Annotated in this window: 29 protein-coding genes; 16 read left to right on the top strand and 13 right to left on the bottom strand. The window is 64.7% G+C overall.

Going from position 1 to position 25,104, the window contains the following annotated elements; genetic code table 11:
- Nucleotides 1-136: 136 nt before the first annotated feature.
- The 5 genes from rpmF (at nt 137) to C8J39_RS11715 (ending at nt 3,220) form a co-directional block, all read left to right on the top strand.
- Nucleotides 137-316 carry a 50S ribosomal protein L32 gene (gene rpmF, locus C8J39_RS11695; protein WP_056054400.1) on the top strand — a complete coding sequence of 60 codons (180 nt, stop codon included), beginning with the start codon at nt 137-139 and terminating at the stop codon, nt 314-316.
- Nucleotides 317-357: 41 nt separating this feature from the next.
- Nucleotides 358-1,386, top strand: a complete 1,029-nt coding sequence (gene plsX, locus C8J39_RS11700; RefSeq protein WP_120300655.1) for a phosphate acyltransferase PlsX — start codon at nt 358-360, stop codon at nt 1,384-1,386.
- Complete coding sequence (locus C8J39_RS11705) at nt 1,383-2,351, top strand: beta-ketoacyl-ACP synthase III (protein ID WP_120300656.1); 969 nt, start codon at nt 1,383-1,385, stop codon at nt 2,349-2,351. Before plsX ends, C8J39_RS11705 begins: the two co-directional genes overlap by 4 nt.
- Before the next feature lie 94 nt (nt 2,352-2,445).
- Nucleotides 2,446-2,745 carry an integration host factor subunit alpha gene (locus C8J39_RS11710; RefSeq protein WP_056063634.1) on the top strand — a complete coding sequence of 100 codons (300 nt, stop codon included), beginning with the start codon at nt 2,446-2,448 and terminating at the stop codon, nt 2,743-2,745.
- Between the two features lie 115 nt (nt 2,746-2,860).
- Nucleotides 2,861-3,220: a MerR family transcriptional regulator gene (locus tag C8J39_RS11715; protein WP_243650082.1), complete on the top strand. Its 360-nt coding sequence runs from the start codon at nt 2,861-2,863 to the stop codon at nt 3,218-3,220.
- Between the two features lie 66 nt (nt 3,221-3,286).
- Here the strand turns inward: C8J39_RS11715 and C8J39_RS11720 are convergent, their stop codons facing one another.
- Nucleotides 3,287-3,802, bottom strand: a complete 516-nt coding sequence (locus C8J39_RS11720; protein WP_056490139.1) for a MucR family transcriptional regulator — start codon at nt 3,800-3,802, stop codon at nt 3,287-3,289.
- A gap of 1,016 nt (nt 3,803-4,818) precedes the next feature.
- The gene (locus C8J39_RS11730) at nt 4,819-5,244 is read right to left on the bottom strand and encodes an organic hydroperoxide resistance protein (RefSeq protein ID WP_056490142.1); all 426 of its coding nucleotides are present in this window, start codon (nt 5,242-5,244) and stop codon (nt 4,819-4,821) included.
- A 117-nt stretch (nt 5,245-5,361) separates the two neighbouring features.
- Here C8J39_RS11730 and C8J39_RS11735 point away from each other — a divergent pair, with 117 nt between their 5' ends.
- From C8J39_RS11735 to C8J39_RS11755, 6 genes are all read left to right on the top strand, one after another.
- Nucleotides 5,362-5,811: a MarR family winged helix-turn-helix transcriptional regulator gene (locus C8J39_RS11735; protein WP_056064676.1), complete on the top strand. Its 450-nt coding sequence runs from the start codon at nt 5,362-5,364 to the stop codon at nt 5,809-5,811.
- Nucleotides 5,808-5,966, top strand: coding sequence for a glutathione S-transferase N-terminal domain-containing protein (locus C8J39_RS18790; protein WP_165895231.1), 159 nt, complete (start codon nt 5,808-5,810; stop codon nt 5,964-5,966). The genes C8J39_RS11735 and C8J39_RS18790 overlap by 4 nt, the downstream gene beginning before the upstream one ends.
- A gap of 11 nt (nt 5,967-5,977) precedes the next feature.
- Nucleotides 5,978-6,139, top strand: coding sequence for a hypothetical protein (locus tag C8J39_RS18795; protein WP_183037989.1), 162 nt, complete (start codon nt 5,978-5,980; stop codon nt 6,137-6,139).
- A 61-nt stretch (nt 6,140-6,200) separates the two neighbouring features.
- Nucleotides 6,201-7,808, top strand: coding sequence for a sensor histidine kinase (locus tag C8J39_RS11745; RefSeq protein ID WP_165895230.1), 1,608 nt, complete (start codon nt 6,201-6,203; stop codon nt 7,806-7,808).
- Complete coding sequence (locus tag C8J39_RS11750) at nt 7,805-8,389, top strand: response regulator transcription factor (protein ID WP_107955501.1); 585 nt, start codon at nt 7,805-7,807, stop codon at nt 8,387-8,389. The genes C8J39_RS11745 and C8J39_RS11750 overlap by 4 nt, the downstream gene beginning before the upstream one ends.
- Nucleotides 8,390-8,663: 274 nt before the next feature.
- Complete coding sequence (locus C8J39_RS11755; protein ID WP_107955500.1) at nt 8,664-9,119, top strand: PilZ domain-containing protein; 456 nt, start codon at nt 8,664-8,666, stop codon at nt 9,117-9,119.
- A gap of 87 nt (nt 9,120-9,206) precedes the next feature.
- Here the strand turns inward: C8J39_RS11755 and C8J39_RS11760 are convergent, their stop codons facing one another.
- On the bottom strand, nt 9,207-9,743 hold the full coding sequence (locus C8J39_RS11760) for a DUF2846 domain-containing protein (RefSeq protein ID WP_132833591.1): 537 nt from the start codon (nt 9,741-9,743) through the stop codon (nt 9,207-9,209).
- 285 nt (nt 9,744-10,028) lie between these two features.
- Here C8J39_RS11760 and C8J39_RS11765 point away from each other — a divergent pair, with 285 nt between their 5' ends.
- Both C8J39_RS11765 and C8J39_RS11770 read left to right on the top strand, forming a co-directional pair.
- Nucleotides 10,029-10,367 (top strand): hypothetical protein, encoded by a 339-nt coding sequence (locus tag C8J39_RS11765; protein ID WP_120300662.1) that lies wholly within the window; start codon nt 10,029-10,031, stop codon nt 10,365-10,367.
- Between the two features lie 77 nt (nt 10,368-10,444).
- The gene (locus tag C8J39_RS11770; RefSeq protein WP_120300663.1) at nt 10,445-11,401 is read left to right on the top strand and encodes a bifunctional methionine sulfoxide reductase B/A protein; all 957 of its coding nucleotides are present in this window, start codon (nt 10,445-10,447) and stop codon (nt 11,399-11,401) included.
- 18 nt (nt 11,402-11,419) lie between these two features.
- Here C8J39_RS11770 and C8J39_RS11775 read toward each other — a convergent pair whose 3' ends face one another.
- Nucleotides 11,420-11,794, bottom strand: a complete 375-nt coding sequence (locus C8J39_RS11775) for a helix-turn-helix domain-containing protein (protein ID WP_120300664.1) — start codon at nt 11,792-11,794, stop codon at nt 11,420-11,422.
- Nucleotides 11,795-11,879: 85 nt separating this feature from the next.
- On the opposite strand from C8J39_RS11775, the gene C8J39_RS11780 reads away from it, so the two are divergent.
- Entirely contained in the window at nt 11,880-12,614 is a 735-nt protein-coding gene (locus C8J39_RS11780) for an SDR family NAD(P)-dependent oxidoreductase (protein ID WP_120300665.1), read from the top strand.
- Nucleotides 12,615-12,779: 165 nt separating this feature from the next.
- Nucleotides 12,780-14,606, top strand: a complete 1,827-nt coding sequence (locus C8J39_RS11785) for a DUF885 family protein (RefSeq protein ID WP_243650040.1) — start codon at nt 12,780-12,782, stop codon at nt 14,604-14,606.
- Nucleotides 14,607-14,732: 126 nt separating this feature from the next.
- Here the strand turns inward: C8J39_RS11785 and C8J39_RS11790 are convergent, their stop codons facing one another.
- The 9 genes from C8J39_RS11790 to C8J39_RS11830 are packed head-to-tail and all read right to left on the bottom strand — an operon-like array spanning nt 14,733 to nt 23,434.
- Nucleotides 14,733-16,409 (bottom strand): GMC family oxidoreductase, encoded by a 1,677-nt coding sequence (locus tag C8J39_RS11790; protein WP_120300667.1) that lies wholly within the window; start codon nt 16,407-16,409, stop codon nt 14,733-14,735.
- Nucleotides 16,410-16,458: 49 nt separating this feature from the next.
- Nucleotides 16,459-17,292: a sugar phosphate isomerase/epimerase gene (locus tag C8J39_RS11795; protein WP_120300668.1), complete on the bottom strand. Its 834-nt coding sequence runs from the start codon at nt 17,290-17,292 to the stop codon at nt 16,459-16,461.
- A complete protein-coding gene (locus C8J39_RS11800; RefSeq protein WP_120300669.1) occupies nt 17,289-17,870 on the bottom strand; it encodes a gluconate 2-dehydrogenase subunit 3 family protein in 582 nt (193 codons plus the stop codon). The genes C8J39_RS11795 and C8J39_RS11800 overlap by 4 nt, the downstream gene beginning before the upstream one ends.
- Nucleotides 17,867-18,685: a DUF1080 domain-containing protein gene (locus C8J39_RS11805; RefSeq protein ID WP_243650038.1), complete on the bottom strand. Its 819-nt coding sequence runs from the start codon at nt 18,683-18,685 to the stop codon at nt 17,867-17,869. The genes C8J39_RS11800 and C8J39_RS11805 overlap by 4 nt, the downstream gene beginning before the upstream one ends.
- Before the next feature lie 11 nt (nt 18,686-18,696).
- A complete protein-coding gene (locus tag C8J39_RS11810) occupies nt 18,697-19,620 on the bottom strand; it encodes a hydroxypyruvate isomerase family protein (protein WP_120300671.1) in 924 nt (307 codons plus the stop codon).
- A gap of 13 nt (nt 19,621-19,633) precedes the next feature.
- Nucleotides 19,634-20,020: a cytochrome c family protein gene (locus tag C8J39_RS11815; protein WP_243650037.1), complete on the bottom strand. Its 387-nt coding sequence runs from the start codon at nt 20,018-20,020 to the stop codon at nt 19,634-19,636.
- Nucleotides 20,017-21,162 (bottom strand): Gfo/Idh/MocA family protein, encoded by a 1,146-nt coding sequence (locus C8J39_RS11820; protein ID WP_120300672.1) that lies wholly within the window; start codon nt 21,160-21,162, stop codon nt 20,017-20,019. The genes C8J39_RS11815 and C8J39_RS11820 overlap by 4 nt, the downstream gene beginning before the upstream one ends.
- Nucleotides 21,159-22,223, bottom strand: a complete 1,065-nt coding sequence (locus C8J39_RS11825) for a sugar phosphate isomerase/epimerase (RefSeq protein ID WP_120300673.1) — start codon at nt 22,221-22,223, stop codon at nt 21,159-21,161. The genes C8J39_RS11820 and C8J39_RS11825 overlap by 4 nt, the downstream gene beginning before the upstream one ends.
- Nucleotides 22,220-23,434 carry an MFS transporter gene (locus tag C8J39_RS11830; protein WP_120300674.1) on the bottom strand — a complete coding sequence of 405 codons (1,215 nt, stop codon included), beginning with the start codon at nt 23,432-23,434 and terminating at the stop codon, nt 22,220-22,222. Before C8J39_RS11830 ends, C8J39_RS11825 begins: the two co-directional genes overlap by 4 nt.
- Before the next feature lie 161 nt (nt 23,435-23,595).
- Here C8J39_RS11830 and C8J39_RS11835 point away from each other — a divergent pair, with 161 nt between their 5' ends.
- Nucleotides 23,596-24,603: a LacI family DNA-binding transcriptional regulator gene (locus C8J39_RS11835; protein WP_120300675.1), complete on the top strand. Its 1,008-nt coding sequence runs from the start codon at nt 23,596-23,598 to the stop codon at nt 24,601-24,603.
- Nucleotides 24,604-25,104 lie beyond the last annotated feature (501 nt).

The following is a 25,104-nucleotide window of genomic DNA, read 5'->3' on the forward strand; positions in this document are numbered from 1 at the left end:
AATCGCTATAGCGCCACGCTTCGCGAGCGTCAGGCCGCATGGGTTGCTTCAGGTGGCCGGCATTCTTGTCGGTTGCCTGTGTCCCGTGTCCGGACGTACTCGGAGCCCCGACCTTTAGATTGAACAAGGTGCCGAAATGGCCGTCCCCAAAAGAAAAACCTCGCCCTCCAAGCGCGGCATGCGCCGTGGCCACGACTCGCTCACGATCGCGTCGTTCCAGGAATGTCCCAACTGTGGCGAACTGAAGCGTCCGCACAACCTGTGCGGTTCGTGCGGTCACTATAACGGTCGCGAAATCCTCTCGATCGAGGGCTGAGGCTTCCGTCCGGAACCTCCAACTTGAACGAAGGATAAGCGATGCCCGACAGCGGCTGGATCGCGGTCGATGCGATGGGTGGCGATGACGGGCTGGCAGTGATGCTCGCCGGTGTCGCCCGCGCGCGTCATCGATACGAGGGCACGCACTTCTTCCTGGTCGGTGACGAGACTGCGATTCGCGAGGGGCTGAAAGCTCATCCGAACCTGTCGCGGAACTCCGAGATCGTCCACGCACCCGAAGTCGTCGGTTCGAGCGAAAAGCCGAGCCAGGCGATCAGGCGTGCGAAGAAGACGTCGATGGGCATCGCGATCGATCTGGTCAAACAGGGTCGTGCGGCCGCTGCGGTGTCGTCGGGTAATACCGGCGCGCTGATGGCGATGGCGAAGATATCGCTGCGGATGCTGCCCGGGATCGACCGGCCGGCGCTCGCGGCGCGTCTGCCGACGCTCGGCGACACCGACATGGTGATGCTCGACCTCGGCGCGAACACCGAGTGCGATGCGCGCAACCTCGTCCAGTTCGCGATCATGGGCGCCGCCTATGCGCGCACCGCGCTCGACATCCCGCACCCCCGCGTCGCGCTGCTGAACATCGGCAGCGAGGACATGAAGGGCACGGACGAGATTCGCGATGCGGCCGCGCAACTGCGCGCGACGCCGGCCGTGGACATGCAGTTCAACGGCTTCATCGAGGGCGACCGTCTGTCTCGCGGCGAGGTCGACGTCGTCGTATGCGACGGATTCTCCGGCAATATCGCGCTGAAGACCGCCGAGGGCACCGCGCGATTCGTCGCCGACCTGCTCAAGCGCGCGTTCCGCAGTTCGGTCCGGTCGAAGCTCGGCTTCCTGATCTCGCGGCCGGCGACCGAATTGCTCCGCGATCACCTCGATCCCAACAATCACAACGGCGCGGTATTTCTGGGACTCAACGGCATCGTCGTGAAGAGCCACGGCGGCGCTACCGAGCGCGGCGTCGCGACGGCGATCGGCAATGCCGCGAAGATGGTGCGCAACGATCTGGTCCGGCGCATTGCGGACGATCTCGGCAGCGTGGAGAAGGCGGCATGATCCGGTCTGTGGTCATCGGTACCGGCTCCGCCCTGCCCGCGCGCCGCGTCTCGAACGCCGAGCTGGCGGAGCAGGTGGACACGAGCGACGAGTGGATCGTCGAGCGCACCGGCATCCGCTTCCGCCACATCGCCGGCGAAGGCGAGACTACCGCTACGCTCGCCGCCTACGCATGCCGCGCGGCTTTGACTGCGGCCGGGATCGAAGCGGAGAGCATCGACCTGATCGTGCTCGCCACCGCGACGCCCGACCAGACCTTCCCCGCCAGCGCCACCAAGGTGCAGGCTATGCTCGGCATCGACGACTGCGTCGCGTTCGACGTCGCGGCGGTCTGCTCGGGCTTCCTGTATGCGGTCCAGGTCGTCGACAGCATGATCCGCAGCGGCGTCGCCAAGCGCGCGCTGGTGATCGGCGCAGAGACGTTCAGCCGCATCCTCGACTGGGAAGACCGGACGACCTGCGTGCTGTTCGGCGACGGCGCCGGCGCGATCGTGCTGGAGGCGCAGGAGACTGCGGACGAAGGCGGTCGCGGCATCCTGACCACCAAGCTGCACGCGGACGGCCGCCACAACGAGCTTCTCTATGTCGATGGCGGCGTTTCGACGACCGGTACCGTAGGCAAGCTCCGCATGAAGGGCCGCGAGGTCTTCCGCCACGCGGTGACCAACCTCGCGTCGGTGATGACCGAGTCGCTGGCGATGGCCGGGCTCGACGCGGATCAGGTCGATTGGGTCGTACCGCATCAGGCGAACGCCCGCATCCTTGACGCGACCGCACGGAAACTTGGCCTCGCGGCGGGCAAGGTGGTCGTCACGGTCGACCAGCATGCCAACACATCGGCGGCCTCCGTGCCGCTCGCGCTGGACGTGGCCGTGCGCGATGGACGTGTCCGACAAGGACAGATCGTCGTGCTCGAGGCAATGGGCGGCGGCTTCACTTGGGGCGCGGCGGTTATCCGCTTCTAATCCCGTAGAAAGAGATCGATTCGCTTGTAGAACAAAAGTTCTTCCGGTCGCGATGCTGCTTGTGTAGAGAAGCGCCGAGACTGGGAGCTTGCGAATGACGATGACCGGTACATTGACGCGCGCCGATCTGGCCGAATCCCTCCACCGCGAGGTAGGATTGTCGCGTGCGGATTCCTCGAAGATCGTGGAACAGATTCTTTCCGAGATGTGCGGTGCGCTGTCCGAAGGCGAGAACGTCAAGATCTCGGGGTTCGGCACGTTCGTGCTCCGCGACAAGGGCGAGCGCGTCGGCCGCAACCCGAAGACGGGTATCGAGGTGCCGATCGCACCGCGCCGCGTCCTGACGTTCCGCGCGAGCCAGATGATGCGTGAGCGCATCGTCGGTGCCGACTGATCCGGTCATGCCCGATGACGCCGATACTTCCGGTGGCGATTTTACGGACGACATCGGCGTAGCGGGCGATCTCGGTTCCGACGACGACGGCAGCACATCCATAGGTGCCGTGGGTATAGCGGCGGCGGGTCCGGGCAAGGCAGGAGCTGCGTTCAGGACGATCGGCGAACTCTCGCGTGAGACCGGCCTGCCACAGCATATCCTGCGCTATTGGGAGACCCGGTTTCCGCAGCTACGACCGCTGCAGCGCGCAGGAAACCGACGCTATTACCGTGCCGAGGATGCGGTATTAGTCCGGCGCATCGATACGCTGCTCAACCGCGAAGGCTATACCGTCCGCGGCGTGCAGCAGTTGCTTGCGGCCGAAAAGACCACGCCGGTCATGACAGACACGATAGAGCCGGTGATGCCCGCGCTGCGTGCGATCCGCGCGCTCTTGGCCCAGGCGCTGGTCGAGGACGGCCGGCGCGCATAACGCGCCGTGCGTAACTGGGTATCGTAAAGGAGAGAGGGAAGGACGGCGCCCTCCCCCTCGCCGATCTCAATCCTCGCTGCCGAGCGTCTTCTTGGCGGCATCAAGCGCTGCCTTGCCGCCCTTGCGAACGGTCTTCACCGCGTCTTCCGACGCCTTTTCGACCGTCGCACCAGCCTTGCGACCAAGCCCGATCGACTTCGCCATCGCACGGCGCGCTTCCGAATAGGTCGCGGCGACCATCGGATAGTCGGACTTCAGGTTGAAGCGCTCGCGATACTGCTCCGGCGTCATGCCATTGGTCGACAGGTGACGACGCAGCGTCTTGTACTTCTTGCCGTCGAGCATCGAGATGATGTGATCGGGCGACGCAAGCGACTTGCGCACCGAAACGGCTGGCTCGGACGTCGGCTGTGCCGTTGCCTCGGGCTCCGCTTCGCCATTGCCGACCAGCTTCTCAACGGCCGAATGCATCGCGACGAGGAACGCAGGCACGTCGTCGGCAGCGGTGCGCGTATTGGGATTGGCAAGCCATGCTGCCGTCAGTTCGGCGGCAAGCTCAACGGTATTCAATGTGTCAGTCACGGTATGTCCTTGAATTGAAAATGCGCCCCTGCTGGCAGGCGCTTACTATGTTTGTATGAAATTTAACACCAGGTGTTTAACATACGTGCATCATTACATTTTGTTCATCGTCCGACATAAATATAATCGACCGAACTAATGCTGGTTGGGCAGAATCGCAGCTTTGTCATTGATCATCAGATGTCGGAGCACATCGTTATTTCTTGTGATGTGCCGAAACTGCACGCGCGACGCGATGATCTCATGTGACGTTAAACGTACTACATACTTACCTATCGGGCGCCGACGACACAGGAAGCCGCCAAACGGCTCCTGTTGCTTGCCCCCCGCCACGAATTTGCGACAGGTCGCCGGCCATTCTGCAAGCTTGGACTGCGCACGAGATTGCCGCGAGCAGTCCTCGATACGCGCCCTATCTCTATTTCGACGCGGCAACGATGCAATATAGGAGGATTGGTACGCCAACCACGATGATCATGAGGAGCAGATTCAAGTCGATGAAGTGGTTCAGCCAGCTCGACTTATTGCGAGCCTGACTATCGCTATTGTCGTCGGAATAGTCCTCGACAATTTCCAACTCAAATCGATTTGAGAAGAATCCCCTTGGTCGCATTCTAAGAAACGACCGAGAGGTACGTTCTTGGCGCTCGATATCGCCGCCCGCCCTAGGAGCACTAGCTGGATCAGCTTTCTGTTTCGACACTGTGCGGTTTCCGTTTACTCGAGATCATGGGCGCGCAAAGCACGTCCCAAAGGTCAGATCGAATAAAGCCCGAACTCGAACGGCGAACAGCCGCGAGTTCGGGCTAACCGCGTGCGGCGAGTTGGCCCGAATGGTCGAGGAAACGCTTATGTGTCGCAGGAGCGTACATGCAAGTTACATCGGAGCCGTGACCATTAATGTCAACACGCATGGGACGTGACTAAAAGGCCGCTCGACGTCAGCGGCTTGGTCTTGCTGCCAATTAAAGACGGTCGGGCAGCAAACGTGCCGCCCGACCGTCAGGGCCTCACCTTCAGGCGAGCGTCAGGCCGACATCGACGTTGCCGCGCGTGGCGTTCGAATAGGGGCAGATTTCGTGTGCGGCATCGACCAGACGCTGCGCTTCGGCGCGGTCGATGCCTGGCAACGACACGGTCAGGTCGGTGGTGATCCCGAAACCGCCAGCCGAGCGAGGGCCGATCCCGACCTTTGCGGTGACCGCGACGTCGTCGGGCAGCTTCACCTTCAACTGCTGGCCAGCGACCTTCAGTGCGCCGATGAAGCACGCGGAATAGCCGGCTGCGAACAGCTGCTCTGGGTTGCTGCCGTCGCCGCCTGCGCCGCCCAGTTCCTTCGGCGTCGAGAGCGCGACGTCGAACCGGCCGTCCTGCGACCGTGCATGGCCGTCGCGGCCGCCGGTTGCGGTGGCTTCGGTGGTGTATTTTACATCGACGGACATGCTGAAATCTCCATATTGCTTATCGCGATAACTAATTAGGTAAGAGCGGTACCGAAGTCCAGTAAGATTTGCCGCGATAAGCAATTTTATGTACGGTCGTGCGTGAAGGAGCCTGCCGTGTCCGATCCCCTGCCCCTCGACGACCAGCTCTGCTTTTCGCTGTATGCCGCGACGATCGCGATCAATCGTGCGTACAAGCCCGTGCTCGACCGGCTCGGCATCACCTATCCACAGTTTCTCGTCCTCCAGACGCTCAACGAAGCGGAGGATGGCTGTTCGATCGGCGCGATCGCCGAACGGCTCGCGCTCGAACCGAGCACGATCACGCCGTTGGCGAAACGGCTGGAGGCGGCGGGGCTGGTCACGCGCATCCGCAACCCCGCCGATGAGCGGCAGGTACGCGTGCGTCTGACCGAGACCGGCAGGGCGCGGTGGACGGAGACCGGGTGCCTCGGCCCGCTGATCGTCGAGCGATCCGGCATGACGCAGGATCGACTCGCGGCCCTGAACGTCGAGGTCGCAGCACTGCGGCGAGCACTCGCAGGGGACCGACCGGTAACGCAGTGACGCCCGTATTGCGGCTCTACGATCACCCGGTGTCCTCCAATCCGCGCGGCGAGGTGCTGGCGCTGCTGATCGACGGCGCGGCCGTGTTCGAATCGACGATCGTTCTGGAATATCTGGAGGACCGTTGGCATTCGGGGTCGCAACCGACGCGCTAGTCAGGATCGTTATGGGCTGTGCGCCCGAGTGCGAGTTCTACATCGCCTATCCACTGGAGCGCAGCGCATCGGTGAAGATGGCCGCCCTGACCCAGAGCCTCAGAGGCTCGTTCGGCGATCCGCCCTATTGGGACTTGCCGCCGAGCGATCACGACGCGCCACCTTCAGCCTAGGATCGCATTCCGGGATACGCCCGGATAGGCTGCGGCGTTTCGATCTGGCAGGGAGGCCGTGATGACGACGCTCGCCAAGCCCTTCGTAGAGCCCCGTACCCCCGCCCGCGCCACTGCCGTCCTGCCGACGGTCGCCGACCTGCCCTGGCTGGTCGGGTATGCGCTCGCGTTCCTGGCGGCACATCATATCGCCGCCGAATGGGGCGGGCGCGGTTTCTATTCGTTGCTGTATCCCGCTGCCGGCTTCCGCATCGCGCTGCTGTGGCGGCGTGGGCCGCGGTTGACCCTTGCGATCATCGTGACCGAGATCCTCGTGCAGATCGGCACCGGCGTGATCGATCCGCGGTCGGCGGGATGGCTGACCGCGCTGATCGGCGTGATCCGTCCGCCGCTGGTCTATGGCCTGATCGTGCTGCTGGTCCGGACGATGGCGGATCGTGCGCAAACGAGCATGAGCGTTGCGCCGATGCCGCTCGGCCTCGCCTCGGTCGGCGCGCCCGCCGCCGCTGCGTTGACCGCGTTGCCCTGGTCGTTGCTACGCCCCGATCTCACCGGCGTGTCCGGACTGCGCGAGACGGTGACGTCGCTGACCGGGTTCGTCGTTGGCGACCTGCTCGGCGTCCTGCTGCTGGCGCCGCCCCTGCTCTGGGTGGCGGACCTTGCGACGGGCGGCACATTGCGGCCCGGACGCCCGAGCATGGCGTCGGTCGCGGAGGCCGTGGTGATCCTGGTCGCGTCGTTCGCAATCGAGATCCTGCTCGCGCGGATCGGCCTGGGCACGCCGCATACCCCCGTCCTGCTCGCGGTCGCGTGGATCGGGCTGCGGTTCGGGCGACTGGCGAGCTGGCTGGCGATCGTCGTCGTTGCGGCGATGGTCCTGCCGCAAACCGCGATGCCGATGGACATGGGCGGGCGCCTCGCGCTGCACATGAGTCTCGCCTCGATCATGGTCGTCGGCTATCTGGCGGGCAGTTTCGCGGATGCGCAGGCCAGGGTGCGGGTCGATCTCGAACGCCGCGATCGCCTGTTGTTCCAGGCGGAGCGGCTGAAGACGCTGCGGGCGATGTCGGTGGCGGTCATCCACGAGATCAGCCAGCCACTCTCGACGCTGGCGATCGAGGCCAAGCATCTGCACGAGCTGACCGTCTCGGCCGATGTCGAGATCGCGACCACTGCGGCGCTGATCGATCGCAAGGCCGCCGCATTGTCGACGCTGGTCCGCCGGCTGCGTCGGTTCGGGGGACGGACGGTCGACGTACCGACGCCCCTGCCGCTCGCGACGTTGATCGACACCGTCGCGGCGCTGGCCCGCCCCGAGGCGAAATCGCACGGTGTCACGCTGTCGATCGACGCCGTCGCGCCCGACCTCGTCATCCTCGCGCAGGAAGTCGAACTGGCGCAGGCGATCGTCAACCTGGTGCGCAACGCGGTCCAGGCCTGCGGCAATGGCACCGTGATACTCGGCGTGACCCGCACGAACCGAGGCGTCGAGCTGGTGGTCGTGAACGGATCGCGCCCCGCCCGCCCCGAGCAGCCCGGCATGGGTGTCGGCATCCTCGTCGCCCGCGCGATCGTCGAGGCGCATGGCGGCACCCTGTCGCGCGTCACTGATACCGCCGGAAACACGCGGGCGACCATTGCCCTTCCGCTCGTTGGAGAGCCCGAATGACCGATACCGCGTGTGGCATGGTGTATGTCGTCGATGACGACCAAGACCTCGGCGCTGCGGTCGCACGGCTGCTTCGCCGTCACGGTCATGTCGCGGAACCGTTCCTGGATCCCGCCCCGTTGCTGGAGGTGTACGAGCGCGCCCCGGCGCACTGCATCGTCACCGACGTGATGATGGGCGAGATCGACGGGTTCGACTTTGCCGATCGCGTCCGCCTGCTCGACCCCGCGGTCGCGATCATCTTCATGACTGCTTGGCCAACGACCGCCAACGCGGTGGATTCGGTGCGTCGCTATGGCGGCCTCGACTATCTCGAAAAGCCGATCGACGAGGACCGGTTGCTCGCCGCCATCACCGAGGGCGTCGCCTGGTCAAAGGCGCAACGCTCGGCACTCGCACGAACTGCGGGGCTGACGCCGCGGCAGCGCCAGGTGTTCGACCTGCTGGTAAAGGGGCACAACAACCAGGCGATCGCCGCCGCGCTCGACATCAGTCCGAAGACGGTGGAGGATCACCGTGCGGCGATCGTCGCGAAGACCGGCACCAACGGCATCGCCCAGCTGATCGCGCTCGCACGGTAATCCGCGCGGTCGATCGGACCACCGGATGGGTAAGCTTGATGTGGATTCGGGCGATGCGGTCGGCGGCTGCTTGAACGTTTGCGACGGATGGTCACTCTGCACGCGCCGACCGGTCCCGATGCGCCACCCTTGGCGCTGTCGGCAATGCATGACGCGTCTCGGTATATTTCCCGGATTGGGTACGCTTCGACGCCGGGATACGCATTCTGGACGATGATCCAACCAGATCGGATGAGAATTGCGCGCTTTGAAGGAACTCTCGGTTCCCTGTCGCATGAATGTCGGCGGCAAATGGTCGAACGGATGCATTCACGACGTGTCCGACAAGGGCCTGCTCGTATCGAGCAGCGAACCGCCGATCCTCGGCACCTATGTCGATATCCGCCGCGGGACCCTCGTCATCATTGGTCGCGTGGTGTGGAACGGCGGCAGCCGCTTCGGGGTAAGGACCCAGGACCCGGTCAGCCTCGCCGCATTGTTGAGCGAACCCGTCCTAAAACATCGCCCCCCCGCCGCCGACGCCGACCGCCGCGCGATGAAGCGCGAACAGTCCGCCCGGCGGATCGTCGAGCAAACCGACCGTACCAAACGCCGCGCATCGGCATTCCAGTTCGTCTGCCTCGCGATCATCGGCGCGGGTATCGCCTGCTTCGCGGCCATGTCCTGTTACCAGGCGCTGGTGGCTCCACTCGGTACGACCGTCGACGTGCTCGCCGGCGCGGTGAGCTGACGCGCCTGCGGGAAACGACGGTTTCCGGCGCACCGTGCTGCCGAGCGACGCGAGCCGGCAGCTTCACGGGACGACGCCTTCACGCGGCTATGCGACCGAAGCCGATCGGTTGGTCCATTCGATCATCTTGGTCGTGGCGACGGCGGTTTGCGCTTCCGTGCCGACGATCCGCTCCTGCGTGGTCGTCGAGTGCAGCGACTGGACCTTCAGCATCGCCAGGATCACCACGACGTCGCCGCCTTGCACGGACAACGTGGTTTCGGAATTCGACGGCTTGATGCCGTTGCGCGCCATCGCGGTCTCGACGGTGTACGTGCCGGGCGGGACCTCGGCCATGACGAACTGGTTCATCCGGATCTGCCCCGAAGCGACGCCGCGGATGTCGATTTTCATACCGGCCATGCCACCCATGAAGCCGCGCCGCACGACATAGATCCGCGCGCTACCCGCAGCCGGCCGAAGCGTCCGCGCGTCCGCAACAAGGGCAGGCGGCGCAGTCTTGCCGACCCTGTTGCCGGACAGCGACCAGATCACGAACGCGATGGCGGCGACGAACAGCCCTCCGAAGATCACGACCGCAGCGCCGCCGGACAAGGATTGCGCCCCCGTCATACCGAATATCACGCCGAAGAATGCCGCTACCCCCGTGAGAACAAACCATTTAATATTATTCGGCCTCATACCTACTCCTCGGATATTCTACCGCGGTTCACGATTGTTCGCCGGTCTTTGCTGATTACTGTTCGTGTATTAGCGCGCTACATTGCCCGATCAAGGCCGCCGCGCTGAACGATCGAACGCTCCCGATCGGCTTTGCCCTGCCGTGCGCGGCCGGCACCAGCCGGCTGTCGCAACGGCGCCCGTCCCGCTAAAGAAGACGCCGCAATCATCGGGACGTGAGACAGACGCATGGCGCGCAAACATTTGAAACACGGTCCCTATGAAGATCCGCAAGCCGAGGAGGACGCGCCCGTCGCGGTCGTCGCGTGCTGGCTTTGCGGTCGTCCCACGGGCAAGACGATCGTCTGGCACCATCCCGTCCCCAAGAGCCGGGGCGGCCGTGACGTCGTGCCGATGCATCCGATCTGCCAGCAGACGCTGACCGCGAACTTCACCAATTCCGAGCTGCAACGCCACGGCATGGACGTCGAGGGACTGCTGGCCGACCCGGCGGTGCGCAAGTTCGTCGACTGGGTCGCGAACAAGGACCCCGATTTCACCGCGACGCTGACCAAGAAACAGCGCTGATCGCACGGCGGCGGTGCCTGCCAGCACCTCGACAGCGAGATGACGGCACACCACATTCCGGTCAACGGAGTGCCGCCATGACCAGTTACCGCAAGACCGAAGATGCCATCGCTGCGCTGACGCCCGAACAATATCGGGTGACGCAGGAGCATGCGACCGAGCGTCCCGGTTCCGGTGCGTTGCTGCACACCAAGGACGCGGGGGTCTACGTCGACATCGTCTCGGGTGAGCCGCTGTTCGCCAGCACCGACAAATACGAGTCCGGTTGTGGTTGGCCGAGCTTCACGCGGCCGATCGAACCGGCGAACGTCAAGGCCAGGCGCGACTGGTCGATGCTGATCCCGCGTACCGAAGTTCGCTCGGCGCATGGCGACAGTCACCTGGGTCACGTCTTCAAGGACGGTCCGCGAAGCCGCGGGGGCCTGCGCTACTGCATAAATTCGGCAGCGCTGCGCTTCGTCCCGCGCGGGGAGATGGCCGCGCAAGGCTATGCCGCGTATCTCGATCAGGTCGAGGAAGTCCCGGCCAGGACCGAACGCGCGGTACTCGCGGGCGGATGCTTCTGGGGGATGCAGGACCTGATCCGCGCACAGCCCGGCGTGGTCTCGACCCGCGTCGGCTATTCGGGCGGGGATATCGCCGATGCGACGTATCGCCGCCACGGCAACCATGCCGAAGCGATCGAGATCGTCTTCGATCCGGCGCGCACCGACTTCCGGACGCTGCTCGAATTCTTCTTCCAGATCCACGACCCAACGACGGTCAACCGGCAGGGCAACGATCGCGGCGCGAGCTACCGCTCCGCGATATTCTACACCGACGACGATCAGAAAAGGGTGGCGCAGGATACGATCGCCGACGTCGAGGCATCGGGCCTATGGCCGGGCAGGGTCGTGACCGAACTCTCCCCGGTCGGCGATTTCTGGGAGGCCGAGCCCGAGCACCAGGATTACCTGGAGCGCAAGCCGAACGGCTACACCTGCCATTTCGTCCGCCCGAACTGGAGACTGCCGCGCCGCGCCGAAGCGGCCTGAGCGCGGCGGGAGTATGGGTCAGCCTGCCTTGCGCTGCCAGTTGTCGCGCTCGGCGAACACGCGCGTGACCTCCGCCATGTTCTCGGTTCCCCAGGTGCACAGCGGCGCCAGCGCCTCGGCGAGGCTGCGGCCCATCGGCGTCAGCGTATAATCGACCCGGGGCGGGACCTCATGGTAATCCGTTCGCGTCAGCACGGCGTCCGCCTCCAGTTCCTTCAGTTGCTGGATCAGCATCTTGTCGCTGACGCCGCGCACCGCACGCTTAAGCTCCCCATAGCGGTTGGGCCGCTGCAACAGGAAATACAGGATCAGCGGTTTCCATTTTCCCGCGATGATCCGGAGCGTGACGTCCAGGCCGCAGGTGAAGCCGTCAGTCGGGGGTGAAATTGTCATAACCTGGTACTTACCAAAAGGTGCATACTTGTCGATAGGTATGCGGTCCGCCAGCTAAGAATCTTCGCAAACACGGAGACGACAGATGGACAGATTGAACGGCAAGACGGCGATCGTGACCGGCGGCGGCAGCGGGATCGGCCTCGCATCGGCCAAGCGCTTCATCGACGAGGGCGCGTTCGTCTACATCTTCGGGCGGCGGCAGGACGCGCTCGACGCGGCACTGATCGAGCTCGGCGAGAATGCCCGCGCGATCAGCGGTTCGGTATCCGACATGGCCGACCTGGATCGCCTGTTCGAGACAGTCCGGACGGAGCGCGGTTCGCTCGACATCCTGTTCGCCAATGCCGGTACCGGCGAGTTAGTACCGCTCGGCGAAATCACGCCGGAGCATTACGACCGGACGTTCGACGTCAACGTGAAAGGTCTGCTGTTCACGGTGCAGAAGGCATTACCGCTGATGCGGTCGGGCGGCTCGATCATCCTCACCGGGTCCAGCACGAGCGTCATGGGAACGCCGCGGTTCAGCGTCTACAGCGCGACCAAGGCGGCGATCCGCAATTTCGCGCGCAGTTGGGCGCTCGATCTGCGCGGCACCGGCATTCGCGTCAACGTACTGTCGCCGGGACCGACCAGGACCGAACTCGCGCTCGAGGTGGTCGGCGAGGATGCGATGGCGGAAATGGGTGCCGGTACCCCGATCGGCCGGATTGGCGACCCCGCCGAGATCGCCGCTGCCGCCGCCTTCCTGGCGTCCGCGGACAGCAGCTTCATGACCGGCAGCGAGATGTTCGTCGACGGCGGCGTCGCACAGATCTGAATGACGCGAGGCTGCGCCGCGAGCGGTGCAGCCTCGCCTAGTTTAGACGGAGCTTCGAAAGGGCCGAACGCGCGCGCTCGTTGCAGTTCGAGCGGACACGAGCGGCGCTTGCGGGAAATCCTGCCGCATCCTACCCCCGTGTCATCGCATCCAAAGGAACACGCGTTGTCCGTCAAACTGCTGCTTGCCGCTTTCCTGTCCGCGACCGTCTGCAGCGCCGCGGCGAGTGCGCAGGCGTTGCCGCCTCCCGTCGCGCAGCCGGGCGAGAGTGCGGACGATGCGCGGCTCAAGCGGGTGTTCTACGACAGCGACGAGGCGAGCCTGAAACGCAATCCGATCGAGGGGATCTTCCGCGGCGATTTGCGCTATGCGGACCGGCTCGGCGATTATCTGACCGATGCGTATCTGGCCGCCGAACGCGCGGCGATCGAGCATGATCTGGCCGCGCTCAAGACGATCGACCGGACGAAGCTGACCGCGACCGACCAGATCGCGTACGACGTGTTCAAGACGCGCAACGAAACCGACCTGGCCGGCTATGCCCCCGCAATCGTCAGGGTCGAGCGCGACTTGCCGATCGACCATTTCAACGGGTTCCAGACCTTCTATCCCGACCTCGCATCGGGCAAGGGCGCGGCGCCGTTCAAGACGCTCGTCGACTATGAGAACAACCTGAAGCGCAACGCGCAATATGCCGCGGTGCTCGACCGCGCGATCGGGCTGTTCCGCCAGGGCATGAAGGACAGGATCGTCCAGCCGAAGCTGGTCGTGACCAACATGATCCAGGAGTTCGACAACCTCATTGCGGAGGGCGTCGAGGGATCGACCTTCTACGGCCCGGTGAAGACCTTCCCCGCGTCAATCCCGGCGGCCGACCAGACGCGGCTGGAAGCAGCCTATGCGGCGCAGATCCGCGATGTCATCACGCCTGCGCACCAGCGGATGCGGGACTTTCTCGCCAAGACGTATTTGCCAGTTGCGCGCGAAACGGTGGGCTTGTCCGCGCTGCCCGGGGGCGATGCTTATTATGCCTATCTGATCCGCAAGAACACCACGCTGCCGATGATCGCAGAGCAGGTCCACCAGCTCGGCCTGTCCGAGGTCGCGCGGATCCTGAAGGGGATGGAGACGCAGAAGCAGGCCGTCGGGTTCAAGGGCGACCTCCCCGCGTTCTTCACCTTCCTGCGAACCGACAAGCAGTTCCAGCCGAGTTCGGTCGCGCAGCTTCGCGACGGCTATCAGGCGATCGAAAAGCGCATCTATCAGCGCATTCCCGAACAATTCTCGCTGACGCCGAAGACCGCACTGGAGATCCGACCGGTCCCAGCGTTCAAGGAAAAGGGCGCGGCCGGCGGCTCCTACGAAGGCGGTACGCCGGACGGATCGCGGCCGGGCGTGTTCTACTACAACAGCTACGACCTGCCCTCGCGCTACATGTGGGAGATGGAGACGCTGTTCCTGCACGAGGGCGTGCCGGGACATCATTTCCAGATCAGCCTCGCGCAGGAAAACACCGCGCTGCCGGCCTTCATGCGGTTCGGCGGCAATACCGCCTATGTCGAGGGCTGGGCGCTGTATGCCGAGAGCCTGTGGAAGGAACTCGGCATGGAGACCGATCCGTATCAGCGGATGGGCGGGCTGAACGACGAGATGCTCCGCGCGATGCGGCTGGTGGTCGACAGCGGCATCCATGCCAAGGGTTGGACGCGCGATCAGGCGATCGACTATATGCTCGCCAATTCGCCGATGGCGCGAACTGATGCGACTGCCGAGGTCGAACGCTACATCGCGATTCCCGGCCAGGCGCTGGCCTACAAGATCGGTCAGCTGACGATCGCGCGGACCAAGGCGAAGGCGCAGGCCGCACTCGGCGCCAAGTTCGATCCGCGTGATTTCCATGCGCAGGTGCTCGATACCGGATCGCTGCCGATGCCGGTGCTCGAACGCAAGATCGACGCCTGGATCGCTGCCGGCGGCGGGGCAGCGAAATAATCGTGCGGGCGCTACCCTGCTAGAATGGTTCGGCTGGCGCCTGGTGGGCGGTTTTACCCTGCCTCACCAAGCGCCGGTCATGAACCGCGGCGGGGACGACGCGTGAGCAGCTTGCCCGCCTAGCGCCTAGGCCTTCCGAAGCGATTTGACCGCATGATCGGCGGCGCGCGCGGTCAGGGCCATGAAGGTCAGCGACGGGTTCACGCACGAGATCGACGCCATTTGCGCGCCGTCGGTGACGTAGAGGTTCGATGCCGCGTGCGCCTGGCTCCATTCGTTGAGCACCGAGGTGCGCGGGTCTCGCCCCATGCGCGCGCCGCCCATTTCGTGGATCGCGTCGCCGGGGACGTGCTCGCTCTCCGAACTCTTGACGTTGGTGAGCCCCGCACCTTTCAGCATCGCCTCGCCCTGCGCCCGCGCATCGGTCATCATCTTCAGTTCGTTGTCGCGGAAGCGGACGTCGAAGCGGACGAGTGGCACACCGAACCGGTCGACCTTGCTGGCGTGCAGCGAAACCTTGTTGTCGGCATAGGGAAGGCATTCGCCGAACGCGCCCATGCTGAACCGCCACGGCGCATATTTGCGCATGCCCTGCTTCATCGACGCGCCGAACCCAACCGGAGCGGCGGGGTTGCGGTACGCGCTGCCCTGATAGCCATAGCCGCGCTTGAAGCCGACGCCCTCGTCGCCACCGATGTTGCGGAAGCGCGGGACGTAGACGCCACCTGGGCGGCGACCGAATTCGATGAACTCCTCCATGCCGGGGATGTCGCCTTCGATTCCGACGCGGAAGATGTGGTCCATCACATAACGCCCGAGCGTGCCGCTCTCGTCGAAATAGCTGCGGTCGCTGCCCGGTGCGCGCGAGTTGAGCAGGATTTGCGTCGAGGCGATTGCCGAAGCACAGAGGAAGACGAGATCGGCGTTGACCGTTTCCGCTTTGCCGGTCTTGGCGTCGATGTAGCGGACGCCGGTGACCATTTTGCGCGTCGCGTCGTACATGAGGTTGGTGACGACCGAGTCCGACTTGAGCGTCAGGCGGCCCGTCGCGCGCGCAGCCGGCAAGGTCACGGCCTGGGTCGAGAAATAGGCACCGAACGAGCAGCCATTGCCGCACTGGTTGCGGAACTGGCATTTCGTGCGGTTCTGGTCGGGCTTGTCCTCGGTCATGTTCGACAGCCGCGTGTTGATCAGTTTGCGGCCGGGGAACTTGGATTCGAGACCTTGCTTGAGCCATTTCTCGGCGACGTTCATCGGCATCGGCGGTTGAAATTCGCTGTCGGGGAGATAGGCGAGGTTCTCGCGCGAGCCGGACACGCCGATGTATTTCTCGACATAGCTATACCACGGCGCGACGTCGTCGTAGCGGATTGGCCAGTCGCCATCGAGGCCGTCGCGCTTGTTCGCCTCGAAGTCTTGCGGGCTCCAGCGGAAGCACCAGCGGCCCCAGATCAGCGACTTGCCGCCAACCGCGCCCGGCCGGATCCAGTAGAATTTGCTGCCCTCGTCATAAGCGTACGGATTCAGCCGGTCGTCGTTGTGGAACTCGCGGTTGCTGGGCTGGACATAGCCGTGCTTGGCGATGAAATAGTCGCTGTCCACCAATGGCTTGGGCATGATGTTGCGCGCGGGTACCTCGTAGGCGGGCTTGCCATCATAGGTGTAGCCTTCGCCGTGCTCGACCATCTTGCCGCGGTCGAGCATCAGGACGCGGAGGCCCTTTTCGGTCAATTCCTTCGCAGCGAAACCGCCGCTGACGCCCGAACCGATTACGATCGCGTCGAACCTGTTGGTCTCAGCCATGATCTTCCTCTCCTAATACTCAGAAACGCGCCTATTCAGCAGCAGCCGATCAGAACCGAAGCGCGCGCAACGTCCGGAAACTCGTGGTGATGTCGGGCAGGTACGGTGCAGGGGCCTGATCGTTCTCGACGTAGAAATGCCGGACGCCGGCGCTGCCCTTCAGCTTGAACAGCGCGGCGAAATCGACCGTCCCCGCGCCGACCGCCGCCATGCTGCGATCGGGGCGCATATCCTTGACGTGATAGGCGTAGATCCGCTGCGACAGGCGCTTGATCAGCGTCGTCAGGTTCTCGCCGGCATGCAGCGCCCAGTAGAGATCGAGTTCGAGCTTCACGAGCGCGGGGTCGGTCTCCTTCAGCAGCCGCTCGTACAGGCTGACGCCCCCTGGCTTCGTGGTGAATTCGAAATCGTGGTTGTGATAGGCGAAGCCCAGCCCGGCCTTTTTCAGGTCGGTGGCGAACCGGTTGAAGTTCGGCAGTGCCGCGGTCCAGCCCGCTTCGTTGCGATGCTCGTCGGTCATGTACGGCAGCACGACCGTGGTCGCGCCGAGCGTCTTGGCCATCGTCACCGACTGGTCGAACCGCTGGAGCAGCGCGTCGTAGCCGATATGCACCGAGGGCGCGGTCAGGCCGAGCTTGTCCATCGTCCGGCGCAGCATCGCGTGATCCATGCCCTCATAGCCGCCACCGCCGAACTCGACCTCGCGGTAGCCGATCTTCGCAACCTGCCCGAGCGTGCCGACCGGGTCTTTCGAGAAGATGTCGCGGATGGTGTAGAGTTGCAGGCCGATCGCCTTCAACTGCGCCGCGGAGGCGGTCGGCACGAACGCGAGCGCTGCGACCGCGCCGGAGCCAGCGAGCAGGTTTCTACGGCTGAGGATCATGCGGAATACACCTTGTTGACCTGAGAATAGGGGAATGCGCCGTTATACTCGCCCGGCACCGGCAGATATTCGCGCTCCTGCGTCATGCCGATCTCCGACGTGTAATAGCCGGTGACGACGAGCTGGCGGAACGCCTCGAAGAAGACGCCGCCCGACGGGATCTGGTCGTTCATCGCCAGCGTGAGCAGCGCGTCCTGCTGCGCCGCGGTCGCCTTTGCACCGGAGATTTTATAGTCCTTCAGGCTGCGCGCTTCGATCGCATCGAGCCCGGCAAGGATCGGCACGCGGTCGGCGGGTACGGCCCAGTCGGCGAGCAGCTTTTCGATATAGGCGGGTACGCCCGCGGCGATGGCGCCCGGCGTATCGGTGGTCGGCAGGACGCGTTCGCTGAGCGCGGTCATCAGCGCGCGCTGGGGGGCTGTGAAGACCGCGACACTTGGCGGGCCTTCGCTGATGACGGGGATGCCCGCCGCCGCGCCCGGTGTTGCCGCGACCCCGGCTGCGCGTGCGATCGGCGCATACAAAGCTGTGCCGAACATGGCGACGACACCGGCGAGTGCTGTTCTGCGGTCGATCATTTACCGTCCTTCTTCAGGTCCTGCGCGATCGCCGCTTCGGTCAGCGGACGGACCCAGATGTTGCGGAACGACACCGGCGAGTCGTGATCCTGGAGCTGGATCGGTGCGGCATCGGCGTGCGCGGTGTAACTGGCCACCTTGCGCCAGATCGTGGTGCCGAGCATCGCCTGGTGGTTCTGGACCAGCACGCCGTTGAGCAGCGCAGTGACATAGGCCGGGCGGAGCAGGCTGCCGTCGGTGGCAAAGCGCGGGCGCTCGAACACGATGTCGTAGGTCTGCCACTCGCCGGGACGCCGCGCCGCGTTCACCAGCGGTGGCTTCCAGCCATAGACCGCGCCGACGGTGCCATCGGCATAGGTCGGGTTCTGCGCGCCATCGAGGATCTGCAGTTCGTAGCGCTGCATGAACCAGATGCCGCTGTTGCCGCGATCCTGCGAGCTCTTGGTCGGCGGGTTGGGCGAACGAAATTCGAGGTGCATCTGCACGTCGCCAAAACTCTGCTTCGAAACGAGATTATTCTCGCCGCCGCTTTTCGCGCGCGAAGGGATCGTGAGCGCACCGTTCTCTATCGGCCATGCGATGCGGTCGGGCTTCCAGGCGTCGAGCGAACGCCCGTCGAACAGCACGACCGCGTCGGCAGGCGGACCACCGGGGGTGGCGGCCGGCGCGACCACGATCGGCGCGGGCCGGTCGGCGTCGTGGACCCGCCATTGTCCGTCGGGCAGCATCGGCGTGTCCTTGAAGCCGGGCTTATCCTGCGCCGCAACTGGCCCCGCCAGCGCCACGATGACGCTCGCCATCAACACCGTCTTCATCCCCATCCCCCTCATGCTGCGTCGATCACGCGGTAGGCGGCGATCAGGCGATCCTCGCCCGCGCGTCCGGCGATCGAATTGCCGTGTTCCATGCCGATCACGCCGGTGTAGCGTTGCGCCTTCAGCCACTTCACGATCGAGGCGAAGTTGATCTCGCCGGTCGACGGCTCGTTGCGACCCGGATTGTCGCCGAACTGGATATAGCCGATCTCGCTCCAGCAGGTGGCCAGCGTCGGGATCAGATTTCCCGACTGGATCTGCTCGTGATACAGGTCGGCAAGGATCTTCACCGCCGGACTGTTGGCCCCGCGCGCGACCGCATAGCCCTGCGAAATCGTCTGCATGTAGACGCCGGGATGGTTGGTCCGCGTGTTGAGCGGCTCCATCACCATCGCCGTGCCCGAGGACGCGACGATGTCGCCGGCGCGGCGCATCACGTCGATCACGCGCGCGGTCTGGATATCGACCGGCACCTTCGGATCCATGAAGCCGGTGACGACGGTCATCCGCGTCGCGTTCAGCCGCTTGGCGACGTCGAGCGAGGCGCGGATGTCGGCGAGGAACGCCTCGCGCTCGGCGCCGTCATTGGCACCGAGCAGCGGCCGCGACTTCGACCATTTGGGCATGCTGGCGACGAACACGCCCATCGTCATGCCGCGTTGCGCGAGCGCCTTGGCCATCTGCTCCTGCTCGGCCACGGACCGCGTTGCCGCCTCGTTGTCCTCCCAGGCGGTGAAGCCCTGGTCGGCGGCGTAGGCGATCTGCTCGATCCGACCGCCGCGACTGGCGAAGCTGCCTTCGTGTGGGGCGTAGCCGAGCGAGAACCGTGCGCCGTTCGAGTTGCGGCGTTGCCCCGCGGCCATGCCGGGTACCAGCGAGGCGGCGGCACCTGCCGCGAGCCCAGCCCCGAGCAGATTTCGGCGGGAGAGCGTCATGCGAGCAGTACCATCATTTCGAGCCCTCGGCCTTGAGATAGGCGATGATCGCCGCGCGCTTGGCCGCATCGGGCGTCGCGATCGGCATCCGCGTGCCCGGCACCTTCTTCTGGGGGGCCGCGAGATATTCGTTGAGCGTCTGCTCGTCCCAGCGCAGCTTCGACGCCTTCATCGCGGCGGAATAATTGAAGCCGGGCGTCGCGGCGGCGGCACGGCCGACCACGCCGTACAGGTTCGGGCCGATGCCGTTGCGGCCACCCTTCACGACGGTGTGACACGCGCGGCAGGCGGCGAACGCCGGGGGTGAGGTTGCGGTGGATTGCGCGGTGGTCGGCACGGATATCGTGACCGCCGCAACCGCCGCGATGCTTCCCGCGACGAAAGCCATGAGCAACTTCATTCATTCTCTCCCGGATTTACTGAAGTCCATTTCTGGTCCGATGCGGCGTTGGCGATCACCGCTTCGATGAAGCGCATCGTGCGCAGGCCATCGGTCACGCCTGGAAACCAGCGGTCGGTGCCATCGCCGCGGATCGCTGAGGCGAATGCGCGATAGAGGTTGGCGAACGCCTCGATATACCCCTCGGGATGCCCCGCCGGAGTCCGCACCAGCGTGGCGGTCGCGTCGAGCATGCCGGGGCCACCGGTTCGCACGATCTCCGCCGGACGGTCGAGCCAGCGCAGCGTCAGCGTGTTCGGCTCCATCTGCGACCAGTCGAGCCCGCCGCGTTCGCCGTGGATGCGGAGTCGCAACCCGTTCTCCTCGCCCGCCGCGACCTGGCTCGCCTTGAGCACACCGCGCGCGCCGCCCCCGAAGCGGAGCAATGCGCTGACGTCGTCGTCGAGCCGCCGGCCTTTGACATGCGTGGTGAGGTCCGCCGAGACCGACTGCACCGACAGCCCTGAGACATGCTCGGCGAGTTGAAATGCGTGCGTGCCGATGTCGCCGAGACACCCGCCGAGCCCCGCGCGGGCGGGATCGGTGCGCCATTCGGCCTGCTTGTTGCCGTCGGTATCGATCGATTGGCTGAGCCAGCCTTGTAGATATTCGACCTGGACTAGGCGGATCGCGCCGAGATCGCCGCGTTCGATCCGAGCGCGTGCCTCTTCGATCATTGGGTAGCCGCTATAGGTGAACGCCAGCGCAAAGTGGCGGCCGCTGGCCTTGGCGGCGGCGGCGATCGCTTCGGCCTCGACGACGCTCATCGCCATCGGCTTTTCGCAGAAGACGTGGAAGCCGGCGTTCAGCGCGGCGATTGCCATGGGCGCGTGGAGGTGGTTCGGCGTAACGATCGCGAGCACTTCGATCCGTTCGTCCACGGGCAATGTGCGTTCGTGCGCGATCAGTGCTTCAAGCGATGGATAGACACGCTGCGCGTCCAGTTCGAGCTGCTCGCCGGTACGCGTGTTGCGCCCGCCATCGGTGCTGAACGCACCCGCCACCAAGTCCCAATCGCCGTCGAGCGCCGCCGCCATCCGGTGGACGGCGCCGATAAAGGCCCCCTCCCCGCCGCCGGCCATACCGAGACGAAGCCGAGTCATGCCTGCTCCTCCGCCAGCCCGAGCAGCTTGCGGATCGCGGCGCGATCGACCCCGCTGGCGGCGAAGTCGTCGAACGGGTGTTCGGTCAGGCGAATGATGTGATCGCGGATGAACGGCGCGCCTTCGCGGGCGCCGTCATCGGAGCGTTTCAACGCGCACTCCCATTCGAGCACTGCCCAGCCGTCATAGCCATACTGCGCCATCTTGCTGAAGATGCCGGAGAAATCGACCTGCCCGTCACCGAGCGAGCGGAACCGGCCGGCGCGGTCGACCCAGTTCTCGTAGCCGCCATACACGCCGGTTCGCCCGTTCGGGTTGAACTCCGCATCCTTGACGTGGAAGCACGAAATCCGGTCGTGATAGCGGTCGATGAAGTCGAGATAGTCGAGCTGCTGCAACACGAAATGCGACGGATCGAACAACAGCCGCGCGCGCGGATGGTTGTCGACGGCCGTCAGGAACCGCTCCCAGGTCGCGCCGTCATGGACGTCCTCGCCCGGATGCACCTCGAACGCGCAATCGACGCCGACATCCTCGAACACGTCGAGGATCGGTGTCCAGCGACGGGCGAGTTCGGCGAACGCTTCCTCGATTAGTCCGGCGGGACGTTGCGGCCATGGATAGACGTACGGCCATGCCAGCGCGCCCGAGAACGTCGCATGCGCGGACAGGCCGAGATTGGCGCTCGCCCTCGCCGCGAGCTTGACCTGTTCGACCGCCCAAATCTGGCGCTCGGCGGGCTTGCCGTGGACTTCGGGGGGCGCGAAGCCGTCGAACAGCGTGTCGTACGCGGGGTGCACCGCGACGAGTTGTCCTTGCAGATGCGTCGACAATTCGGTGACTTCGATGCCGTGCTTTGCCAAACCACCGCGAAGATCGTCGCAATACGTCTTGCTCTCCGCCGCGAGCTTCAGGTCGATCAACTGCGCGTTGCAGGGAATCTGGACGCCGACATAGCCAAGCCCTGCCGCCCATTCCGCCAGACCGTCGAGCGTATCGAACGGTGCCTCATCTCCAAGAAACTGGGCGAGGAATATCCCGGGGCCCTTCATACCGCTCATGCTGCAGTCTTTCTGGTGTCGTCGCGGAACGTGAACTGGAACAGCAGCGCGATCACCGCCGCGGCGATCGCGGGATACCACCACATATGCTGCCAGTCGGCGATCGACGGCGATGCGGGCAATTGCGCATACAACAGCGCACCGATCTGCGATCCGAGCAGCATCCCGACGCCGTAGGTGAACAGCGTCAGCATGCCCTGTGCCTGCGCGTTCACACCCTTGGGCGTGGCGATCGTGCCGGTGTAGATCGCGCCGGCGACGAAGAAGAAATCATAGCACACGCCGTGCAGCGCGACGCCGAGATACACCGCCCAGATCGACGATCCGCCATCGCCGATCGCGAATAAGGCGTAGCGCAACGCCCATGCCGCCATCCCGACCAGCAGCAGCGGCTTCACCCCGAACCTTCGGTACAGCCACGGCATCGAGAACATGAACACGAGTTCGGACATCTGCCCGATCGCGAGCGTCCCGCCGACGTTGCTGATGCCGGTCGCGCCGACATAGGGCGACGCATAGGCGTAATACATCGCCAGCGGGATCGAGATCAGCGTCGCGCAGGTCATGAAGATCAGGAACGAGCGCTGCTTCAGCAATCCGAACGCCTCGACGCACAACACCTGCCGGAGCACGCTCTCGTCCCGCGGCGCATCCGCCGTCACGTTCGGCAGCGTGAAGCTGTAGAGCCCCAGCGCGATCGAGACGACCGCCGCAACGCGGAAGATCTCGGGGCTCGCCGATAGCCCTGCCCATCCGATGATCAGCCCGGCGGTAATCCAGCCGAGCGTGCCGAACGCGCGGACGAACGGGAACTTGTCGGTGCGCTCGCCAAAACTCTTCAGCGCGATCGTGTTCGCGAGACCGACCGTCGGCATGTAGAGAATCATGTAGCACAGCAGCAGCCAAACGAAGGTCCCGCCATTCTCCGGTGTCACCAGCGACGGCAATACGAACAACAGCACGCCGCCGACCAGGTGCAGGATCACCATCAGCATCCGCGGGCTGACATAGCGCGCCGCCGCCATGCCGAGCAGGAACGACCCGACGATCGACGCGATCGGCCCGACCGAGAACGCGTTGCCGATGAGGTTGCCGATCCCGACCGTCTGCATGACGAGGCCAAGCGTGACGGTCCAGGCGCCCCATACGAAGAACTGCATGAACATCATCGCGCTCAAGCGACCTGTCAGCAGACCACCCGACTGGGCCATGCCTGTTGGATATTGTGCAGTGTCCGCAACGGCCATTCGCCACCTCTCCGATCGCAGTTTTACTGCTTGTCGGACATGAAGCTACGGAGCCTCCAATCGAATGTAAAGGATTACATCGGATATAGATCGACAGTGCCGACGACCGGATACATGACGGCCTTATGCCGACGATCATCGAAGTGGCCGCTCTCGCAGGCGTCTCGACCGCCACGGTTTCGCGCGTTCTCAGCCGCCCCGAACAGGTGTCCGAGAAAACGCGGCGACGCGTCCTGGAGGTCGTTCGCGAGTCCGGCTACACGCCCAACGTCGCCGCGCGCAGCTTGCGGACGTTGCGCGCCGCCAAGATCCTGCTGACCGTCCCCGACATCTCCAACGCGTTCTTCGCGAGCGTCATCCGTGGCGCCGAAGAAGCCGCACGTGACGCCGGCTATTCGGTCGTGGTCGGCGACACGCGGCACGATCCGGAGGTCGAGGATCAATATGCTGACATGCTCTCGCGCCGCGAAGTCGACGGGCTGATCTTCCTAGGCCACCGCCTGCCCGCCAGCCTCGCGCCGCTGCTGGCGCGCAAAGGCACCGCCGCACCGATCGTCAACGGTTGCGAATACAGCTCCGACCTCGGCGTCCCTAGCGTCCACATCGACAACGCCGCGGCGAGCGCCGACGCGATCGAGCATTTGATCGGCCTCGGCCACCACCGCATCGGCGTGGTCACCGGCCCGGAGATCAGCCCGATCAGCCGCGACCGCCTTGCCGGCGCGATCGACGCCGCGACCCGCGCCGGCCTGCGCGATGGCCTCCACATCCGGGTCGGCGATTATTCCGCCGGCTCGGCTGTCGACCAGACCCGCGACCTGCTCGCGCACGACGTCACCGCGATCTTCTGCTTTAGCGACGAGATGGCGATGGGTGCGCTCAGCGCCATCCGCGACGCAGGGCTGTCGTGTCCGAGGGACATCTCGGTGATAGGCTTCGACGATCTCCCGCTCGCGCGTTATTTCCAGCCGCCGCTTACGACGATTGCCCAGCCAAAGGGCATGATCGGTCGCCGGACCGTCGAACTTCTGGTCGACATCCTCCGCGGCGTCGAAAGCCCTTCGCCGCAAGTCACGCTCCGCCACGAACTCGTAATACGCAACAGCACCGCGCCCCCTGCTTCGGGCCTTTGACCAGCATCGAACTCAGCGATCGGCACTTTCCGACGAAGGTTCCGACGAAGGGTCTGGCTCTACACTTGTCTCTTGCGGAGAATCGAGTTGGCGACGAACATTGGACGCGATGATCGACGAGATCGTCCACCCGCGGTAAGAGACCTGTCCTAAGCGACCCTAACCCACGAGGCACTCCGAAATTCCGAAAAGCAGCAGGCGGCATGCTTTGATACCGCGAAGCTGAACCTAGCCGCTACAGTCCGGCTGTCATTGTCCGCTATCGGTAAATGGCAGTTCGAACCAGTTTCGAAGATACCGACGATTTCTGTGAGGTGGTGCCGCTTACAGGACTCGAACCTGTGACCCCCGCATTACGAAGGCTAGTGACGCAGCCGGATTTGTCGAACGTTTACATGTGGTTATGCGCCAACACCCTGTGCCCCGGCGGCGGCACCCAGCCGCTTCCCAGTTTGGCATGAGACGGCCAAAAGGTCGCTTCCTAGCGAAAGCGCTCTGGCT

Source organism: Sphingomonas sp. PP-CC-1A-547, from assembly GCF_003610375.1.
Lineage (GTDB): Bacteria > Pseudomonadota > Alphaproteobacteria > Sphingomonadales > Sphingomonadaceae > Sphingomonas.

Coding starts and splice junctions, on each gene's coding strand:
- rpmF (WP_056054400.1), top strand. CDS start 137: ATGGCCGTCCCCAAAAGAAAAACCTCGCCCTCCAAGCGCGGCATGCGC.
- plsX (WP_120300655.1), top strand. CDS start 358: ATGCCCGACAGCGGCTGGATCGCGGTCGATGCGATGGGTGGCGATGAC.
- C8J39_RS11705 (WP_120300656.1), top strand. CDS start 1,383: ATGATCCGGTCTGTGGTCATCGGTACCGGCTCCGCCCTGCCCGCGCGC.
- C8J39_RS11710 (WP_056063634.1), top strand. CDS start 2,446: ATGACGATGACCGGTACATTGACGCGCGCCGATCTGGCCGAATCCCTC.
- C8J39_RS11730 (WP_056490142.1), bottom strand. CDS start 5,244: ATGTCCGTCGATGTAAAATACACCACCGAAGCCACCGCAACCGGCGGC.
- C8J39_RS18795 (WP_183037989.1), top strand. CDS start 5,978: ATGGGCTGTGCGCCCGAGTGCGAGTTCTACATCGCCTATCCACTGGAG.
- C8J39_RS11745 (WP_165895230.1), top strand. CDS start 6,201: ATGACGACGCTCGCCAAGCCCTTCGTAGAGCCCCGTACCCCCGCCCGC.
- C8J39_RS11750 (WP_107955501.1), top strand. CDS start 7,805: ATGACCGATACCGCGTGTGGCATGGTGTATGTCGTCGATGACGACCAA.
- C8J39_RS11755 (WP_107955500.1), top strand. CDS start 8,664: ATGAATGTCGGCGGCAAATGGTCGAACGGATGCATTCACGACGTGTCC.
- C8J39_RS11765 (WP_120300662.1), top strand. CDS start 10,029: ATGGCGCGCAAACATTTGAAACACGGTCCCTATGAAGATCCGCAAGCC.
- C8J39_RS11770 (WP_120300663.1), top strand. CDS start 10,445: ATGACCAGTTACCGCAAGACCGAAGATGCCATCGCTGCGCTGACGCCC.
- C8J39_RS11775 (WP_120300664.1), bottom strand. CDS start 11,794: ATGACAATTTCACCCCCGACTGACGGCTTCACCTGCGGCCTGGACGTC.
- C8J39_RS11780 (WP_120300665.1), top strand. CDS start 11,880: ATGGACAGATTGAACGGCAAGACGGCGATCGTGACCGGCGGCGGCAGC.
- C8J39_RS11790 (WP_120300667.1), bottom strand. CDS start 16,409: ATGGCTGAGACCAACAGGTTCGACGCGATCGTAATCGGTTCGGGCGTC.
- C8J39_RS11795 (WP_120300668.1), bottom strand. CDS start 17,292: ATGATCCTCAGCCGTAGAAACCTGCTCGCTGGCTCCGGCGCGGTCGCA.
- C8J39_RS11800 (WP_120300669.1), bottom strand. CDS start 17,870: ATGATCGACCGCAGAACAGCACTCGCCGGTGTCGTCGCCATGTTCGGC.
- C8J39_RS11805 (WP_243650038.1), bottom strand. CDS start 18,685: ATGAAGACGGTGTTGATGGCGAGCGTCATCGTGGCGCTGGCGGGGCCA.
- C8J39_RS11810 (WP_120300671.1), bottom strand. CDS start 19,620: ATGACGCTCTCCCGCCGAAATCTGCTCGGGGCTGGGCTCGCGGCAGGT.
- C8J39_RS11815 (WP_243650037.1), bottom strand. CDS start 20,020: ATGAAGTTGCTCATGGCTTTCGTCGCGGGAAGCATCGCGGCGGTTGCG.
- C8J39_RS11820 (WP_120300672.1), bottom strand. CDS start 21,162: ATGACTCGGCTTCGTCTCGGTATGGCCGGCGGCGGGGAGGGGGCCTTT.
- C8J39_RS11825 (WP_120300673.1), bottom strand. CDS start 22,223: ATGAGCGGTATGAAGGGCCCCGGGATATTCCTCGCCCAGTTTCTTGGA.
- C8J39_RS11830 (WP_120300674.1), bottom strand. CDS start 23,434: ATGGCCCAGTCGGGTGGTCTGCTGACAGGTCGCTTGAGCGCGATGATG.
- C8J39_RS11835 (WP_120300675.1), top strand. CDS start 23,596: ATGCCGACGATCATCGAAGTGGCCGCTCTCGCAGGCGTCTCGACCGCC.